The sequence below is a fragment of the Mycobacterium sp. smrl_JER01 genome, from assembly GCF_048513595.2.
Lineage (GTDB): Bacteria > Actinomycetota > Actinomycetes > Mycobacteriales > Mycobacteriaceae > Mycobacterium.
Genome location: NZ_JBLXXK020000001.1, coordinates 336,736 through 350,824, shown reverse-complemented (window position 1 = coordinate 350,824; position 14,089 = coordinate 336,736). Strand labels below are relative to the sequence as shown.

General features: G+C 68.7%; 15 protein-coding genes. 11 read left to right on the top strand and 4 right to left on the bottom strand.

Annotated elements, in window-relative coordinates:
* The first annotated feature begins 17 nt into the window (after positions 1-17).
* The 8 genes from ACNUDN_RS01665 to ACNUDN_RS01630 all read left to right on the top strand — a co-directional run bounded on the left by ACNUDN_RS01665 (position 18) and on the right by ACNUDN_RS01630 (position 6,585).
* Positions 18-542: a hypothetical protein gene (locus ACNUDN_RS01665; RefSeq protein WP_419120324.1), complete on the top strand. Its 525-nt coding sequence runs from the start codon at positions 18-20 to the stop codon at positions 540-542.
* Between the two features lie 7 nt (positions 543-549).
* The gene (locus ACNUDN_RS01660) at positions 550-1,509 is read left to right on the top strand and encodes an ABC transporter substrate-binding protein (RefSeq protein ID WP_419120323.1); all 960 of its coding nucleotides are present in this window, start codon (positions 550-552) and stop codon (positions 1,507-1,509) included.
* Positions 1,510-1,530: 21 nt separating this feature from the next.
* Positions 1,531-2,247 (top strand): queuosine precursor transporter, encoded by a 717-nt coding sequence (locus ACNUDN_RS01655; protein ID WP_419124972.1) that lies wholly within the window; start codon positions 1,531-1,533, stop codon positions 2,245-2,247.
* Positions 2,248-2,367: 120 nt separating this feature from the next.
* Positions 2,368-3,051 carry a 5-oxoprolinase subunit B family protein gene (locus ACNUDN_RS01650; RefSeq protein WP_419120322.1) on the top strand — a complete coding sequence of 228 codons (684 nt, stop codon included), beginning with the start codon at positions 2,368-2,370 and terminating at the stop codon, positions 3,049-3,051.
* Positions 3,048-3,974 carry a 5-oxoprolinase/urea amidolyase family protein gene (locus ACNUDN_RS01645; RefSeq protein ID WP_419120321.1) on the top strand — a complete coding sequence of 309 codons (927 nt, stop codon included), beginning with the start codon at positions 3,048-3,050 and terminating at the stop codon, positions 3,972-3,974. The genes ACNUDN_RS01650 and ACNUDN_RS01645 overlap by 4 nt, the downstream gene beginning before the upstream one ends.
* Positions 3,975-4,051: 77 nt before the next feature.
* Positions 4,052-4,594, top strand: coding sequence for a GNAT family N-acetyltransferase (locus tag ACNUDN_RS01640; protein WP_419120320.1), 543 nt, complete (start codon positions 4,052-4,054; stop codon positions 4,592-4,594).
* A gap of 120 nt (positions 4,595-4,714) precedes the next feature.
* Positions 4,715-5,857, top strand: coding sequence for a uroporphyrinogen-III synthase (locus ACNUDN_RS01635; RefSeq protein ID WP_419120319.1), 1,143 nt, complete (start codon positions 4,715-4,717; stop codon positions 5,855-5,857).
* On the top strand, positions 5,854-6,585 hold the full coding sequence (locus tag ACNUDN_RS01630; protein WP_419120318.1) for a sirohydrochlorin chelatase: 732 nt from the start codon (positions 5,854-5,856) through the stop codon (positions 6,583-6,585). The genes ACNUDN_RS01635 and ACNUDN_RS01630 overlap by 4 nt, the downstream gene beginning before the upstream one ends.
* Here the strand turns inward: ACNUDN_RS01630 and fdxA are convergent.
* The 4 genes from fdxA to ACNUDN_RS01610 all read right to left on the bottom strand — a co-directional run bounded on the left by fdxA (position 6,556) and on the right by ACNUDN_RS01610 (position 10,853).
* Positions 6,556-6,909, bottom strand: coding sequence for a ferredoxin (gene fdxA / locus ACNUDN_RS01625; RefSeq protein ID WP_419120317.1), 354 nt, complete (start codon positions 6,907-6,909; stop codon positions 6,556-6,558). The genes ACNUDN_RS01630 and fdxA overlap by 30 nt on opposite strands.
* A gap of 100 nt (positions 6,910-7,009) precedes the next feature.
* Positions 7,010-7,357, bottom strand: coding sequence for a nitrite reductase small subunit NirD (gene nirD, locus ACNUDN_RS01620; protein ID WP_419120316.1), 348 nt, complete (start codon positions 7,355-7,357; stop codon positions 7,010-7,012).
* 6 nt (positions 7,358-7,363) lie between these two features.
* Complete coding sequence (gene nirB / locus ACNUDN_RS01615) at positions 7,364-9,946, bottom strand: nitrite reductase large subunit NirB (RefSeq protein ID WP_419120315.1); 2,583 nt, start codon at positions 9,944-9,946, stop codon at positions 7,364-7,366.
* A 121-nt stretch (positions 9,947-10,067) separates the two neighbouring features.
* Complete coding sequence (locus ACNUDN_RS01610; RefSeq protein ID WP_431959211.1) at positions 10,068-10,853, bottom strand: isocitrate lyase/PEP mutase family protein; 786 nt, start codon at positions 10,851-10,853, stop codon at positions 10,068-10,070.
* 92 nt (positions 10,854-10,945) lie between these two features.
* Here ACNUDN_RS01610 and ACNUDN_RS01605 point away from each other — a divergent pair, with 92 nt between their 5' ends.
* The 3 genes from ACNUDN_RS01605 to ACNUDN_RS01595 all read left to right on the top strand — a co-directional run bounded on the left by ACNUDN_RS01605 (position 10,946) and on the right by ACNUDN_RS01595 (position 14,086).
* On the top strand, positions 10,946-11,251 hold the full coding sequence (locus ACNUDN_RS01605; protein WP_419120313.1) for an Rv0250c family protein: 306 nt from the start codon (positions 10,946-10,948) through the stop codon (positions 11,249-11,251).
* Between the two features lie 61 nt (positions 11,252-11,312).
* Entirely contained in the window at positions 11,313-12,134 is an 822-nt protein-coding gene (sdhC, locus tag ACNUDN_RS01600; protein WP_419120312.1) for a succinate dehydrogenase subunit SdhC, read from the top strand.
* Positions 12,135-12,166: 32 nt separating this feature from the next.
* A complete protein-coding gene (locus ACNUDN_RS01595) occupies positions 12,167-14,086 on the top strand; it encodes a fumarate reductase/succinate dehydrogenase flavoprotein subunit (protein WP_419120311.1) in 1,920 nt (639 codons plus the stop codon).
* Positions 14,087-14,089: the final 3 nt, after the last annotated feature.

Below are 14,089 nucleotides of genomic sequence, written 5' to 3'. Positions count from 1 at the left end.
GCGTTAGCCTCGTCGATGTGACTGTTGTGCAGGTAGCCAAGATCGCGGTGTTGAACGCGCTCCTCGGCGGCGCCGCTGTGGCCGCCGCGACCCAGGCCGGTGCCCAGCCGGGACCGGTGGACCCGGCGCTGCCGCCGGCCCCGCCCGCCATGGCAGCTCCGGTGCCGCCCGGCGCTCCGGTGCCGCCCGGCGCCCCCGACGCGCCCGCGCCGGTCTTCGCCTACACCCCGGGCGCCCCGGGCGACGTCCCGCCGCCCGCCCCACCGCCGATGGGTGCGCCGGCGATCCCGCCGGTGCCCAACGCCAACTACGGCAACACCGGTCAGTTCGACTTCCTCCGCGACCTGTGGAACATGCGTAACTCCGCCGAGTTCTTCCAGTCGGTCGGCCCGGGCTCGCTCGATCCGGCGACCTGGCAGCCACCCACCCCGTACGGCACTCCCCCGCCGGCGCCGGAGATCGCGCCCGGCTCACCACCGCCTCCCGCTTCGGCTCCGCCGCCGGTGTGGCCCCCCGTCCCGGTTCCCGCACAGGTCCCGTAGCGACCGAATGTCCGAGGCGCCGCGGGCGGTGTCCCGGCGACGGTTCCTGACGACGGCCGCGGGCACGGCGGCGCTGCTGAGCGCATGCGGTACCGACACCCCCGGCACCGTCGCCGACGACGGCTCGGTGACCGTCCGCCATGCGTTCGGCGAGACCCGGATCCCCGCTCGCCCGACCCGGGTGGTCAGCGCCGGGTTGACCGACGCCGACGACCTGCTGGCTCTCGGTGTGGTGCCGATCGCGGTGACCGACTGGTTCGGCGCTGAACCGTTCGGCGTATGGCCCTGGGCGCAGCCGCGACTCGGCGGCACGCAGCCGGTGGTGTTGTCCCTGGCCGACGGCATCCAGGTCGATCAGATCGCGGGCCTGACCCCGGACCTGATCGTGGCCACCGACGCCGGGCTGGACCGCGCCACCTACGAACAGTTGTCCGGGATCGCACCCACGCTGGCCCAGGCCGGTCCGGATGCGTTCTTCGGGCCCTGGCGGGAGCAGGCCGGCGCGATCGGGCAGGCGGTGTTCCGCCACGACCACATGCAGCGACTGATCGCCGACGTCGACGCGGGTTTCGACCGGGTCAGGAACGACCATCCGCAGTTCAGCGGGAAGCGGGCGCTGCTGCTCGGTGGCGCGCTGTACCGCGACAGCGTGCAGGTCAGCGACCCTCCGTGGCGGCGTGAGTTCCTGACCCAGATGGGGTTGACAGTCCAGGACACCGACGGCGCGCTGATCCCGCGGGATCGGATGGCGGCCGTGCTCGGCGAAACAGACGTGCTGATCTGGGCCACCGAGAGCGACCAGGAGCAGGCGACCCTGCTGGCGGACCCGACGATCGCGGCGCTGCCCGCGCAGCGCCATGTGTTCACCGGCAAGGAACTCGCCGGCGCCATCGCCTACGCCTCGACACTGTCGTATCCGGTCCTCGCCGACCGACTGCCGGCGCTGCTGACCCCCGCCCTCGGCTGATCTAATGACCCGGTGACCGACCTGAACGAAAACCCGAGGCACCACGACGCCTCCTTCGCCCGCGTCGGGTCGGCCTACTATCCGGTCCTGGTCGCGATCTTCACGGCGTTGGTGATCATCTCCAACGTCACCGCGACCAAGGGCGTCGCGTTCGGGCCGATCATCACCGACGGCGGTTTCATCGTGTTCCCGCTGACCTATGTCATCGGCGACGTGCTCTCCGAGGTGTACGGGTTCAAGGCCGCCCGGCGCGCGATCTATACCGGATTTGCGATGAACGCCCTGGCTGCCCTGGCATTCTGGGCCACCATCTATCTGCCCGCCGCCGACTTCTACCCCAACCAGGAGCACTTCGAGAACGTCGTGCACGCCTACACCGGCCTGATCATCGCCGGGATGGCGGGTTTCCTCGTCGGCCAGACCCTCAACGCGTGGTCTCTGGTGCTGATCAAGGAACGCACCAAGGAGAAGCACCTGTGGGCTCGGCTGGTCGGCTCCACCTTCGTCGGGCAGTTGGGCGACACCGTGGTGTTCTGCGCGATCGCCGCGAGCGTCATCGGCATCTCCACCTTCGGCGACTTCATGACCTACACCGCCCAGGGCTGGCTGTACAAGACGCTCATCGAGGTGGCCATCCTGCCCGTCACCTACCGGGTCATCGCCTACATCAAAAAGCGCGAACCAACCTACGGAACACTGCCGCCCCCGCTGCCCACCGCACGACAGAGCCGTCCCTGACCCGGTCACCGACGCTCGTCGGCGCGCCGATTTTGAGCCTTCGGTAAGGACGCTCTGGCAGAGCTCAGAGAGCTTCGCCGAGACTCCGATTTCAAAGCTACTCGACGGTAACGTTGCGTTATGAGCGTGACTGCAGATGCGACAGACATTGTGCGCAACGGAAGCGCACGACGGGTTCTGGACTACGGCGATCGGGCGCTGCTGCTCGAGTTCGACAGCACCGCACGGGTTCTGGCGTGGGCCGACACCGTGCGGGCGGCTGAGTTGCCGGGCGTGGTGGACATCGTGCCCGCCGCGCGAACCGTGCTGGTGAAGCTCGCGGGCGGCCGCTATCAGGCCCCCACCCGGCAGCGGCTGGCCGCGCTGGAACCCAGCGAACGGACCTGGGCCGAAGCGACGGCACCCGAGACCGCCGACGTGGTCATCGACGTCGTCTACGACGGCGCCGACCTCGACGAGGTGGCCAGGCTGACCGGGATGACCCGCGAGGAGGTGGTCACCGCACATACCGGCCGGATGTGGCGCGTCGGCTTCAGCGGCTTCGCCCCGGGCTTCGCCTACCTGGTGGGCGGCGACGACCGGCTCGCGGTACCCCGCAGATCCGAACCCCGCACCAGGGTGCCCGCCGGATCGGTGGGACTGGCCGGCGAGTTCAGCGGCGTCTACCCGCGCGAGTCCCCGGGAGGTTGGCAGTTGATCGGCCGCACCTCGGCGGTGCTGTGGGACGTCGACCGCGAGAACCCGGCCCTGCTCACCCCCGGACGCTGGGTACAGTTCCGAGCCACGCCGGACGTGACGTCATGAGCGCCGTCCGCCTCGAGATTCTCCAGCCGGGGCCACTCGCGCTCGTCGAGGATCTCGGCCGGCCCGGCATGTCGCACCTCGGAGTCACCAGGTCCGGCGCCGCCGACCGGCGCTCACACACGCTGGCCAACCGCCTCGTCGCGAACCCGGACGACCGCGCCACCGTCGAGGTCACGATGGGCGGATTCGCCGCGCGAGTGCGCGGCGGCCGCGACGACGGGGTGGCGATCGCCGTCACCGGCGCCGACGCCGACCCCTCGGTCGACGGAGTGCCGTTCGGCACCAACAGCATTCACTATGTCCACGACGGCGAGGTGATCTCGCTGGGCCCGCCCCGCGCAGGGCTGCGCTCGTACCTGGCGGTGCGCGGTGGCATCGAGGTCGATCCGGTGCTCGGGTCACGCAGCTACGACGTGATGTCGGCGATCGGGCCTCGTCCACTGCGCAGCGGCGATGTGTTGGCCGTCGGCGGGCACACCGACGACTTCCCCGAACTCGATCAGGCACCGGTCGCGGCGATCGAGGACGACGTCCTCGAGCTCAAGGTGGTCCCCGGGCCGCGCGACGACTGGTTCGTCGACCCCGACGTGCTCGTCCGCACCAACTGGCAGGTCACCAACCGCAGCGACCGGGTCGGCATGCGACTGGTGGGCATGCCGCTGGAGTACCGCCGGCCGGATCGCCAGCTTCCCAGCGAGGGCGCGACCCGTGGCGCGATCCAGATACCGCCGAACGGTTTCCCGGTGATCCTGGGTCCCGATCATCCCGTCACCGGCGGGTATCCGGTGATCGGCGTGGTCACCGACGATGACGTCGACAAAGTCGCCCAAGCCAGGGCCGGGCAGACGGTCCGGCTGCACTGGTCGCGACCCAGGAAGCCGTTCGAGCACGACGGCGAGCCGTCCCAATGGGCCCGCGGCTGAGCCGTCCCAATGGGCCCGTGGCTGAGCCGTCCCAATGGGCCCGACGCGCCGCGGCCATCGCTGGTACAACGGCAGGTGTGCGTGCACGCCTGATTCACACCTCCGATCTCGATGACGAAACCCGCGACGACGCGTGCCGGATGGTGACCGAGGCATTCGGCGGCGACTTCTCCGAGGCCGACTGGGAGCACGCGCTCGGCGGTATGCATGCCGTGATCTGCCAGCGCGGAGAGGTGATCGGGCACGCGGCTGTCGTCCAGCGACGCCTCTACCTCGGCGAGCACGCGCTGCGCTGCGGTTACGTCGAGGGCGTCGCGGTCCGAGACGACCACCGCGGCCAGGGACTGGCGCACGTGTTGATGGACGGCGTCGAACAAGTGGTGCGCGGTGCGTATCACCTGGGCGCCCTGAGCACCAGCGAACTGGGCAGACCGCTCTACTCGGCCCGCGGCTGGATGCCGTGGCGGGGTCCGACCGCGGTGTGGACGTCGAGCGGTCCGACCGCGACGCCCGAGGACGACGGATCGCTGTACGTGCTGCCGGGTGACCTGCCGCAGGTTGTGACGCTGGACCCCACCGCCCCGATCGCCTGCGATTGGCGCAACGGCGACGTGTGGTGAGGTGACCTCACAGCGACCCCGCAGTGACGGTGAACGGAATTTCACCCCATGAGCGGGGGTGACACAGCCGCGCAACGAGCGGTTAATCGCACCGAAACACGCCGTGCATAGACATTGGGCATGAGTGATCCGGACTGGGCGCCGCTCACCGGGTTCCGGGTTGCGGTGACCTCCGCACGCCGCGCCGACGAGCTGGGTGCGCTGCTGCGCCGCCGCGGCGCGACCGTGACCAGCGCCGCCGCCATCGAGATGGTGCCGCTGCCCGATGACGACGAGCTGCGCGAATACACCCGCGCACTCATCGACACACCCCCCGACATCGTGATCGCCACCACCGGGATCGGGTTCCGGGGCTGGGTCGCCGCCGCCGACGGCTGGGGCATGGCTACCGACCTGACCCACGCCCTGAGCAAGGCCCGCATCGTCTCGCGCGGCCCGAAGGCCACCGGTGCGTTACGCGCCGCGGGGCTGCCCGAGGAGTGGTCACCGGAATCGGAGTCCTCCCGCGAGCTGCTGCACTATCTCGTCGAGGGCGGCATCTCCGGTTCCCGCATCGCGGTTCAACTGCACGGTGCCACCGCCGAATGGGACCCGTTCCCCGAGTTTCTCGACGAGTTGCGTGCCGCGGGAGCGCACGTGGTGCCGATCCGGGTCTACCGGTGGCATCCGGCGCCCCGCAACGGCGAGTTCGACCAGCTGGTGGCCGGCATCGCGGAAGAGAAGTTCGACGCGGTCAGCTTCACCTCGGCCCCCGCGGTCGCGTCGGTGCTGCTGCGGGCCACCGAGATGGGCCTGGAGGCCGAGGTGCTCTCGGCGCTGCGCAACGGCGTACACGCGATGTGCGTCGGCCCGGTGACCGCGCGTCCGCTGGTGCGGCTCGGGGTGCCCACCTCGGCGCCGGAACGAATGCGGTTGGGGGCGTTGGCCCGTCACATCACCGACGAGCTTCCGCTGTTGCAGGCGCGCACCGTGCGGGTGGCCGGTCACCTCCTGGAGATCCGCGGCACCTGTGTGCTGGTCGACGGCGCGGTCAAAGCGCTGTCTCCGGCGGCGATGGCGACCATCCGGGCATTGGCATTGCGCCCCGGCGCGGTGGTGTCACGCACCGACCTGCTGCGTGCGCTACCGGGAAGCGGCACCGACACCCACGCCGTCGAAACCGCCGTCCTGAGACTGCGAACCGCGTTGGGCGACAAGAAGATGGTGTCGACCGTGGTCAAGCGGGGCTACCGGCTGCCGGTTGACGAGGCGTTCGCGTCATGAGCCTGGTGATGGTGGCACACGGCACCCGCAAGCAGCGCGGCGTGTCACTGATCGCCGACCTGGCCGCACAGGTGTCGAGTGTGCTGCAGCGCCCGGTCCGGGTCGCGTTCGTCGACGTGCTGGGGCCGACCCCGGCCGAGCTGCTGGGCGCGGCGCCCCACGAGCCCACCGTGCTGGTACCGGCATTCCTGGCGCGCGGCTACCACGTGAGCAGCGACCTCCCCGCTCATGTCGCGGCCAGCGGTCACGCTGAGGTCATCGTGACCCGGGCGCTGGGCCCCGATCCCCAGCTGGTCCGGGTCCTCGTCGATCGGCTGATCGAATCCGGTTGGCACCCCGATGATTCGGTGATACTCGCGGCAGCCGGCACATCCGACCCGGCGGCGATGCGCGATCTGCACACCACCGCGACCTGGCTGTCCGCCACGCTCGGATCGCGGGTGGAACTGGCGTTCGCCGCGACCGGCGAACCCCGGATCGCCGACGCGGTGAACACCCTTCGCCGACCCGGAAGACGCGTGGCGGTCGCGTCGTACCTGTTGTCGGAGGGGCTTTTTCAGGATCGGCTCAGAGCCAGCGGCGCCGACGTGGTCACAGATCCGTTGGGCACCCATCCCGGGGTGGCTCGGCTGATCGCCAACCGTTTCCAGCGAGCCGGTTTCGAGCCGCCGGCCGACATGCCGTGCCGGCCGCAGCCCTCAGGGGTGCGGGGTGGTCGACGGCGGTAGCGCCGCGACCAGCGGGGTGTCGGAGCCCACGCGGCCCACCTTGGCCGCACCTCCGGGGTCGCCGAGCGGCTCGTCACGGCCGGGCAGCGTCAGGCTGAAGAACGCGGCGTTGTCCTCGAGGAACGCCAACTCCTCCTCGGGCAGGTCGGTCTCGTAATAGATGGCGTCCACCCGGCACGCGATGCGGCAGGCGCCGCAGTCCACGCACTCGTTGGGATTGATGTACATGGCCCGAGCGCCCTCGTAGATGCAGTCGGCCGGGCACTCCTGCATGCAGGACTTGTCGACGATGTCCACACACGCACTGCCGATCACGTAGGTCATGCCGTCGAGGGTAGAAAGCCGGGGGCCGGCCGGCAGGGGCCGAAAGTCCCTACTTGGATCACGGTCTGGTCGCGGTCCGCAACGTGCAGGTTCGACGGGTTCAGGACGCGATCTGGACGTCGCCTGCGGTGGTGATCCGCGTCTCGTACACCGGCAGACACCGTTGCGCGTCGTCGAGGCAACCGCCGTCGTCGAGCGCGAACGCCTGCTTCTTGAGCGGGGACTGGACGGTCGCCCGGCCGCCGCGGTCCCCGACGATGCCGCGCGACATCACCGCGGCGCCGCTGAACGGGTCGATGTTGCCGACCGCGTGCACCGTGCCGTCGTCGAGGCGGAACAATGCGGCCTGGGCGCCGTCGGGCAGTAGCACGGCGACACCGCGGTTCGGGATCAGGAAGTCGTACCGGCAGGCGGTCGTCCAGGTCGTGACGTCATCGAGCAGGGTCATCGTCGGTTACCTTCCCATCTTGGGCATACCGATATCCGTTGCGCTCCTCGCGTGCGCGACGGAGACCGGTGCGGGCACCATCCGGCCGGCGTTCTCGGTGAACGCGACGGTCGGGTCGGGCACGTCGGGGGCATTGACGAACGACACGAACCGCGACAGCTTGTCCGGATCGGCGAGCACGCCCTTCCACTCGCAGGAGTAGCCCTCGACGTGGCGGGCGATCGCGGCCTCGAACTCCTCGGCCAGCCCCAGCGAGTCGTCGCACACCACCTCGCGCAGATGGTCCAGACCGACCTGTTCCACCCAGGGCGCGGTGCGCTGCAACCGATCCGCGGTGCGGATGTAGAACACCAGGAACCGGTCGATGTAGCGGACGAGTGTCTCGTCGTCGAGGTCGCCGGCGAGCAGTTCGGCGTGCCGCGGGGTCATCCCGCCGTTGCCGCCGACGTACAGGTTCCATCCGGTTTCGGTGGCGATGACGCCGACATCTTTGCCGCGGGCCTCCGCACATTCCCGTGCGCAACCCGACACACCCATCTTGATCTTGTGCGGCGCGCGCAGCCCGCGATAGCGCAACTCCAGGTTGATCGCCATCTGCACCGAGTCCTGTTGGCCGTAACGGCACCAGTCGCTGCCCACGCAGCTCTTCACGGTGCGCAGCGATTTCCCGTAGGCGTGACCGGACTCCATGCCGCCCTCGACCAGCCTGCGCCAGATCTCGGGTAGCTGCTCGACCCGCGCCCCGAACATGTCGATGCGCTGCCCGCCGGTGATCTTGGTGTAGAGACCGAAATCCCTCGCGATCTCACCGATCAGGATCAGGTGTTCGGGGGTGATGTCACCGCCGGGCACCCGCGGCACCACGGAGTAGCTGCCGTTGCGCTGGATGTTGGCCAGGAAATGGTCGTTGGAGTCCTGCAGGGAAGCCTGCTCACCGTCCAGAATGTGCTCGGAGCCGGTCGAGGCGAGGATGGACGCGACCGTGGGCTTGCAGATGTCGCAGCCCTTACCGGTGCCGAACCGCTCGATGAGCCCGGAGAAGGTGCGGATCTCGGTGGCACCGATGATCTCGAACAACTCGGCCCGCGACTGGGAGAAGTGCTCGCACAACGACGTCGACTGCTCGACACCCTCGGCTTCGAGCAGCTGTTTGAGCAGTGGCACACACGATCCGCACGAGGTGCCAGCCAGCGTGCACTTCTTCAGCGCGGGCACGTCGCAGCAACCCGAGGCGATGGCGCCGGTCAGATCACCCTTGGTGACGTTGTTGCACGAGCAGATCTGCGCGCCGTCGGGGAGCGCTCCGACGCCGAGCCCGCCGCCGCTCTCCGCTCCGGCGGGCGTGATCAGCGCGAGTGGGGCACCGGGTAGCGGCTCACCGACCATCGGGCGCAACAGTCCGTACGACGATGCGTCACCGACGAGGATGCCACCGAGCAGGGTCTTGGCGTCGTCGGAGAGCACCAGTTTGGCGTACGTCTGGTTCACCGCGTCGTTGACCACCACGTCGAGGCAGTTCGGGGTGGTCCCCATCGCGTCGCCGAAGCTGGCGACGTCCACACCGAGCAGCTTCAGTTTGGTCGACATATCGGCCTCGGGGAACTCCGCCTCGCCGCCCAGCAGCCGGTCGGCGACCACCTCGGCGCTGGTATAGCCGGGCCCGACCAGCCCGTAGCAGCGGCCTTCGATCGCGGCCACCTCTCCTATCGCATAGATGGCGGGATCATCTGTGCGGCAACCGGTGTCGGTGAGCACGCCGCCGCGCTCGGCGATCTTCAGGCCGGCGTCGCGGGCGAGTTCGTCGCGTGGCCGCACGCCCGCGGCGAACACCACCACGCAACAGTCGATCGAAGTCCCGTCGCTCAAGCTCACGCGCACCGAATCGTCGTCGGCCGAACGCTTCAACGGCCGATTGCGCTGGGTCGGGGTGATCGACTCGGTGCCGACGCCGGTGTGCACGGTGATGCCCAGTTCACCGATCATCGTGCCCAACAACGCCCCGCCCGCCTCGTCGAGTTGCTGGGCCATCAGCCGCGGCGACCGCTCCACGACGTGGGCGTCGAGGCCGAACCCGCGCAGCGCGTTGGCGGCCTCCAGACCCAGTAGGCCGCCGCCGATGACGACACCCACGGGGGTGCCGCCGGACTCGATCGCCCGGCGCGCGTCCGCGTGAATGGCATCGAGGTCGTCCAGGGTGCGGTAGACGTGACAGGACGGCAGATCCCGGCCTGGAACGGGCGGCACGAACGCAGAAGAGCCGGTCGCCAACACCAGCGCGTCATAGCCGAACCGGGTGCCGTCGGCCGACGTCACCGACTTCGACCCAGGATCCACGGCGACTGCCGGACAGCCGAGCCGGACGTCGACCATCGGGTCACCGGCATAGTCGTTGCCCGGCAGCGCAAGCTGCGCCCTGTCCCAGTGTTCGGTGTAGCCCGTCAGCCCGACCCGGTCATAGGCCGCGTCGGATTCCTCGGCGAGCACGGTCACCCGCCACCTGCGCTCGGTGTCGCGGGAACGCAGCGCCTCGACGAAGCGGTGGCCGACCATGCCGTGCCCGACGACGACGACGTGCGATGTGGAAGACATGGCGCACAGGCTATGAAGCCGATATTGCCGCTGTGTCGCCTCGTGTGAAGCGCCCATCACGGACTGCTCACCTACGCCGGGCCGCGGTTGTGAGCCCGTCCGCGCTCGCCCCTACAGCGGGCTAGACCCAGCGGGACAGGATCTCCTTGGCCCGCTCGGCCAACGCCGCCTGCCAGAACGGGCCGAAACTGATCCGCGCCACCCCCAGCGGGCCGAATGACGCCGGATCGGACTGATCCGGCCGCCCGATGGCGTTCACCGGCAGTGGCAGCTCGGAGGTCAACCGGCGCATCACTTCCGGCGGGTGGATACCGACCGGGTAGAGCACGTCGGCACCTGCGGAGGCGGCCTCCCGCAACCGCGCGATCGCCCGGTCCACCCGGTCGGCCTCGTCGCCGTCCTGCCGCAGGAACAGATCCGTACGCGCATTCACCACCACATGGACACCGGCAGAGTCGGCGGCCGCGCGCAACGCGCCGACGAGTTCGGCGTGCTCGGCGGACGACCGCAGCCGCCCACCGTCGCTGTGCACGGTGTCCTCGATGTTGAAGCCGACCGCCCCGACCGACAGCAGCCCGTCGATGAGGCGGTCGGGAGATTCGGCGTATCCCGACTCGATGTCAACCGACAACGGCACGTCCACCGCAGCCGAGATCTGGGCGACCCGGGCGAGCAGATCGTCGAAGGTCATGCCCTCGTTGTCGGACTTGCCGACAGAGTCGGCCACCGGATGACTGCCGACGGTCAACGCGGCAAAACCCGCGCCGACCGCGAGATTCGCCGACCACGCATCCCAGACCGTGGGCAGCACCACCGGGTTACCCGGCTGGTGCAGGGCCAGTAACGCCTCGGCCCGGGCCTGCAGTTCCTTGTTCTCGGCCATCCGTCCTCCGACTCCTTCGCTCATCAAAGTGATCTGTCTCACGCCCTACAGCGCTGATTTCGCTAGCATCGAGTGCGTACTGTGATCCATGACACCCTTCAGCCCAAGGAGGTCGCTTGTCCAATACCAGCAGCACCACCGAACTCGCCCAGCTTCACGATCTGATCGGCAGCCTACGGCGTTGCGTCACGTCGCTGGCGTCGCGATACGGGGACAGCCCAGCCACCCGTCGCATCGTCAACGACGCCGAGCGCATCCTCAACGACATCGACCGCCTGGACATCGACGCCGAGGAACTGGAACTCGTCCGCGGGGTCAGCCGGCACCAGCACGCCGCCGAGCGGATCGCGATCCCGGACACGCAGTACGACACCGATTTCTGGCGCGGCGTCGACGACGAGGGTCTCGGCGGAACCCGCTGAGCCCCGCGTGCCGTCTCCAGCGGCACGCGCGCGGGGGACATAACTTCATCGAAAGGTAACCGTGAGCGCACCCACCGCCGACCGCAAAGCGACCGGCGTCTTCTCTTCTGGCCGCGCCGAGATCTCGCAGCGCACGCTCCGGACCGACCGGTGGTGGATGTCGCCGCTGATCGTCAACCTGGGCTTCGCGGCGTTCATCATCTATGCGACAGTCCGCGCGTTCATGCAGCGGTGGTACTACGTCGCCGAGTACGGATACCTGACGCCGTTCTACTCACCGTGTGTGTCCAGCGGCTGCATCCCGGAGTCCTCGCATTTCGGCCAGTTCCTGCCGGACTGGCCGATCCTGCCCTATGCGGCGCTGTCCCTGCCGTTCCTGCTGCTGTTCCGGCTGACCTGCTACTACTACCGCGGCGCCTACTACCGCTCGGTGTGGCAGTCGCCGACGGCATGCGCGGTGGCCGAACCGCACACCAAGTACACCGGTGAGACGCGGATGCCGCTGATCATCCAGAACACCCACCGCTACTTCTTCTACATCGCCGCCGTCATCTCGGTGATCAACACCTACGACGCGATCATCGCGTTCCACAAACCGGACGGTGGTTTCGGCCTCGGCCTGGGCAACCTGGTCCTGGTGGTCAACGTCACCTTGCTGTGGGCGTACACGATCTCCTGCCACTCCTGCCGCCACATCGCCGGCGGCCGACTCAAGCACTTCTCCAAACACCCTGTCCGGTACTGGATGTGGACACAGATCAGCAAGCTCAACGTCCGCCACAAGATGTTCGCCTGGATCACCCTGGGCACGCTGATGTTCACCGACTTCTACGTGATGGCCGTGTCGGCCGGGTGGTTCTCTGACCCCAGATTCATCGGCTGACAACGTGATTCGGAGCATAGTGAGGATTGTGAATGGGTGACCTGGAACGGCACGAGTACGACGTCGTCGTGATCGGTGCCGGCGGGGCCGGACTACGCGCGGTGATCGAGGCGCGTGAGCGCGGCCTGCGGGTGGCTGTGGTGACCAAATCGCTGTTCGGCAAAGCCCACACCGTGATGGCCGAGGGCGGCTGCGCCGCGGCGATGCGCAACGTCAACACCAAGGACTCCTGGCAGGTGCATTTCGGTGACACCATGCGCGGCGGGAAGTTCCTGAACAACTGGCGGATGGCCGAACTGCACGCCCAGGAAGCCCCCGACCGGGTGTGGGAACTGGAGACCTACGGCGCGTTGTTCGACCGCACCAAGGACGGACGGATCAGCCAGCGCAACTTCGGTGGCCACACCTACCCGCGCCTGGCACACGTCGGTGACCGCACCGGTCTGGAGATCATCCGGACCCTGCAGCAGAAGATCGTGTCGCTGCAGCAGGAGGACAAGCGCGAACTCGGCGACTACGAGGCCCGGATCCGGGTTTTCCACGAAACGTCGATCACCGAGCTGCTCCTCGACGACGCCGGCAAGATCGCCGGAGCGTTCGGCTACTACCGGGAGACCGGCGATTTCGTGTTGTTCGAAGCGCCCGCGATCGTGCTGGCGACCGGCGGCATCGGCAAGTCCTACAAGGTGTCCTCCAACTCCTGGGAGTACACCGGCGACGGGCATGCGCTGGCGCTGCGGGCCGGATCGTCGCTGATCAACATGGAGTTCATCCAGTTCCATCCGACCGGGATGGTCTGGCCGCTGTCGGTGAAGGGCATCCTGGTCACCGAGGGCGTCCGTGGTGACGGCGGAGTGCTGAAGAACTCCGAGGGCAAGCGGTTCATGTTCGACTACATCCCCGACGTCTTCAAGGGCCAGTACGCCGAGACCGAGGAAGAGGCGGACCAGTGGCTCAAGGACAACGACTCCGCGCGCCGCACCCCTGACCTGCTCCCCCGCGACGAGGTGGCCCGGGCCATCAACACCGAGGTCAAGGAGGGCCGCGGCACCCCGCACGGCGGTGTCTACCTCGACATCGCGTCGCGGATGACACCTGAGGAGATCAAACGGCGGCTGCCGTCGATGTACCACCAGTTCATCGAGCTCGCCGAGGTCGACATCACCACCGACGAGATGGAGGTCGGGCCGACCTGTCACTACGTGATGGGCGGGATCGAGGTGGAGCCCGACAGCGGTGCCGCCGCCACACCGGGGCTGTTCGCGGCGGGTGAATGCGCCGGCGGCATGCACGGCTCCAACCGGCTGGGCGGCAACTCACTGTCGGACCTGCTGGTGTTCGGCCGGCGTGCCGGACTCGGTGCGGCGGACTATGTCCGGGCGCTGCCCGACCGCCCCAAGGTCACCGAGCAGGCCGTCACCGCGGCCACCGATATGGCGCTGGCCCCGTTCGACGGTCCGACGGACGGCTCGGCGCCGGAGAACCCGTACACCCTGCAGCTCGACATGCAGGACACGATGAACAATCTGGTGGGCATCATCCGCAAGGCCGACGAGATGCAGGAGGCGCTGGACAAGCTGCAGGAACTGCGGCAGCGCTACAAGCGGGTCAAGGTCGAGGGCGATCGCAAGTTCAACCCCGGCTGGCATCTCGCGATGGATCTGCGCAACATGCTGCTGGTCAGCGAATCGGTGGCCAAGTCGGCGATCACCCGCACAGAGAGTCGCGGCGGGCACACCCGCGACGACTATCCGTCGATGGACGCCGACTGGCGCAACCACCTGCTGGTGTGCCGCTCCGAGGGCGACGACCCGGTCGTGCCCGATGTGAGCGTGGCCCGCGAACGCCAGCCCACGATGCGGCCGGACCTGCTGTCCACCTTCGAGCTCTCCGAACTGGAGAAGTACTACACCGACGACGAACTCGTCGAACACCCCGAACGGAAGGGCTGAGAC